This is a genomic window from Helicobacter pylori, from assembly GCF_001998165.1.
In the GTDB taxonomy this organism is placed as follows: domain Bacteria; phylum Campylobacterota; class Campylobacteria; order Campylobacterales; family Helicobacteraceae; genus Helicobacter; species Helicobacter pylori_DL.
In genome coordinates this window covers 1-447 of record NZ_MTWR01000206.1, presented here as the reverse complement: position 1 = coordinate 447, position 447 = coordinate 1, and the positions used below count along the sequence as shown (strand labels likewise).

Annotated in this window: 1 protein-coding gene and 1 pseudogene; one reads left to right on the top strand and one right to left on the bottom strand. The window is 29.3% G+C overall.

Annotated elements, in window-relative coordinates:
* Positions 1-240, top strand: a 240-nt coding sequence (locus BZK24_RS08925) for a restriction endonuclease subunit R (RefSeq protein ID WP_077657156.1), incomplete at its 5' end; no start/stop codon positions are given.
* 1 nt (position 241) lies between these two features.
* Here the strand turns inward: BZK24_RS08925 and BZK24_RS08920 are convergent.
* Positions 242-447: pseudogene (locus BZK24_RS08920) on the bottom strand (restriction endonuclease); the annotation flags it as partial.

Sequence of the window (447 nt, the reverse complement as noted above, 5' to 3'; positions counted from 1 at the left end):
TTGGATAAATGTGAAAACTTAAACTATATTAACGCTTTTAACCATTCGAAGATATCTCAAACTCAAAATAAACATATTTGTTTGTATTTTGAAAATTTCGATGTGATTTTATCTAAATGCTTAAAAGTAGAACAAGAAAGCCTTTATTTTGCTTACATTGAAAATGTGTTATATAAGCTTGATTTACAAAACGCCATGTTGGAATACAATAAAGATTTATTGCATTCTAAAAACGGCTGATAAAATAAAGGGCTTTTTCTTTAATGGAGCGTTTGAGCTTTTTATCGTTTTGTTTGCTTTCTTCATTGAGCGTTTTTAAAATAAGCCTCTCTTTATTGGTTTCAAAAAACACGCTTTGTTCTAGCAAGCTAAAAATTTGTTGGGCTTGATTTTTCCAATTATGATAGTCTCTCTTGTCTAACTTGTTCCCGTTAAAATGGTTAGGGT